The organism is Gemmatimonadota bacterium (genome assembly GCA_026706345.1).
GTDB lineage: Bacteria > JAAXHH01 > JAAXHH01 > JAAXHH01 > JAAXHH01 > JAAXHH01.
On the sequence record JAPOYX010000145.1, the window covers coordinates 1 to 2,329 of the forward strand.

Below are 2,329 nucleotides of genomic sequence, written 5' to 3' on the forward strand. Positions count from 1 at the left end.
TGCAGGGGCTGTTCTAGGACGTGTCCGTTTCTATCGCAAACGGCGATGTAGCCAAGGCCGCCCTTCGATACGCCGCCTGCGGCGGCTACTCAGGGTGAGGGGATTGGTTGAATAACGGGCGCCAATCTAAAATCCCTCATCCCGAGTAGCCCCGGATTTTTTCCGGGGCGTATCGAGGGACGCCACGCCACAGGATTCCGTCAAGACCGGATCGGCTCTCACGGCAGCGTCATGCCGCTTCGGCCAGGCTTTCCGGTTTCTCAAAACCTCGTGCAGGCAGTTTGCGGACCGCCGCCGCTGCTTCGGACACCAGGGCCTGCCCCGATTCGGTGACCGCCTCCGCCAGACTGTCGATCCAGCGTTGGCCCTCGGCGGCGGTCCGGTGGACGAGAACGATACGGCGCGACGGCTGGGGCGCTGCAAGACGCAGGAAGCAAAGATCCGGAGACGCCGCACGCTCCGCGGCCGCCGCGGTCTCCGGCAGCAGGGTCAACCCTGCGCCCTGGGCGACGAGGCGCGACAGCGTCGCCAGCGATCCGGCGCCGCGCCGGACTTCACGGATGCGCCATGTCAGGCAGGCCCCCATGATCTGGGCGGCGAGGCAATCGCTGTGACCGAGCGTGAGCAACGGACCGGCATCGGCCCGGGCCAGTTCGGCCGGCGAGACCGTATCGCCCGAATCGCGACGGATCGAGGCGAGCCGTTCGACATCGCCTGCGAGCAGAAAGCGGTCTTCGAACAGGATGCGCTCGCAGAGTTCGAGCAAACCCAGCGGGTGCGAAACGACGGCGGCATCGAGGCGGCCGGCGACCAGTTCGGATGTCAGCGTCTCTCCGGAAGACTCCGCGATATTGATGTCGACGCGCGGAGTGGCCTCCCTGAGGCGCTCCATGACACCCGGCACCAGGTAAGGGGCAAGGGTCGACAGGACGCCCACGGAAACCCGCACCGGGCCGTTCTCGAGACGCGCTCCCAATGTCTCGAGCAGCGTCGTCTCGTCGAGGATCCTGATCGTTTGCTCGAAGGCGTCCCGGCCAAGCCGTGTCAGGACGACGCCCCGGCTCTCGCGCTCGACCACCAATCCGCCCAAGGTGGCTTCCAGCTCGCGGATCTGGATGGAGAGAGCGGGCTGCGAGATGTGGACCTTCTCGGCCGCGCGGGAAAAGGAACCATGTTCGGCCAAGGCACGGAAATATCGCAATTGACGTAATGTAACAGGCATTTTTGACTACTCCTGGCAGGACTGCCGCAATTTCGAATGTCAATCATGCCGATTTTCTAAAATCTATCCAATTTTGTATTGCTATAGCGATAATAAGAAAATCTCATGAAATGCAATTTTACTACCTGGTAAAATTTAGAACCATATGGGTTAAATCCTTCTAATTGAGATTGATAAATTTTCCGGGTACAAGTTTTCTCAATTTTCCTTCCTTCTTCGATCACAGAGATTTATGGATGCCGGGATTGCCGCAGTTCTGTCCTTTCCTGAGGTGCCGCTCAAAGAGGCTCAGCCGCTGGGCGGTCTTGTGAAGCCTGGAGAACGGCCTCTTCCGGGATGATGGATATAGCGTTCATGCCCTGAAAAAATCTACGCAGGGAGCAATCATTTTTACCATTTTCCTGGCGCATTTCGGACCGGGATTATTGCATATTGGCAAATGTTTCTGTTGTATTGTCAACGAACATGAAAGATCATGACGCCGGATTTACGATCCGGTAAAAATTACCGCGATCGCGAGAGTTTTCGGGAACAATTCCCTTTCGGTCCCGGATTTCGAATCTTCTTCGGATTGTGCTTCGTTCCGGTCACGGTTATTTTATGTTCCCGGGGCGGTTCGCGACCCGGCGCCGGTCACGGAAGCGGGAACCGATGCACCCGCCGACAGGCCCGCGGCGGTAAGCCGAAACGTCCGCCACGGGCCGCCGGTGTCGTCGCGGCGCGGCGAACGTTGTATGGAAACCGTTCGAAACCCGATTTCGGACGCCGGCCGCCGACAGGCGTCGGGTCGCCGGGTTTGCCTCGCCACCGGCGCCGGGAAAGACCGATATGCTGCCGTTCAAAGTGTCCATCTGTGGCCTCGACGAGATCGAGCGGTTCGCCGGCACCGGGGTGAGCCATGTGATTTCCCTGCTCGATCCGGGGTGGCCGGAGCCGGACGGATGGGCCGCGCTCGGCCCGGTGGACCATCACCGTTTCCACATGCACGACATCGTTTCGGACAGGCCGGGATGGCGGCCGCCGCAGGCGGAAGATGTCGACCGGCTTCTCCGGGTCGGCGACCTGCTGGCGCGCTCCGAGGTCGGCCATCTGCTGGTGCATTGCCAT

Annotated in this window: 2 protein-coding genes; one reads left to right on the top strand and one right to left on the bottom strand. The window is 60.7% G+C overall.

The window, feature by feature from the left end; genetic code table 11:
- Positions 1-229 precede the first annotated feature (229 nt).
- Entirely contained in the window at positions 230-1,222 is a 993-nt protein-coding gene (locus tag OXG98_09470; protein MCY3772234.1) for a LysR substrate-binding domain-containing protein, read from the bottom strand.
- An 828-nt stretch (positions 1,223-2,050) separates the two neighbouring features.
- Between OXG98_09470 and OXG98_09475 the strand changes: the two genes are divergently transcribed.
- Positions 2,051-2,329, top strand: a 279-nt coding sequence (locus OXG98_09475) for a protein-tyrosine-phosphatase (protein ID MCY3772235.1), incomplete at its 3' end; no start/stop codon positions are given.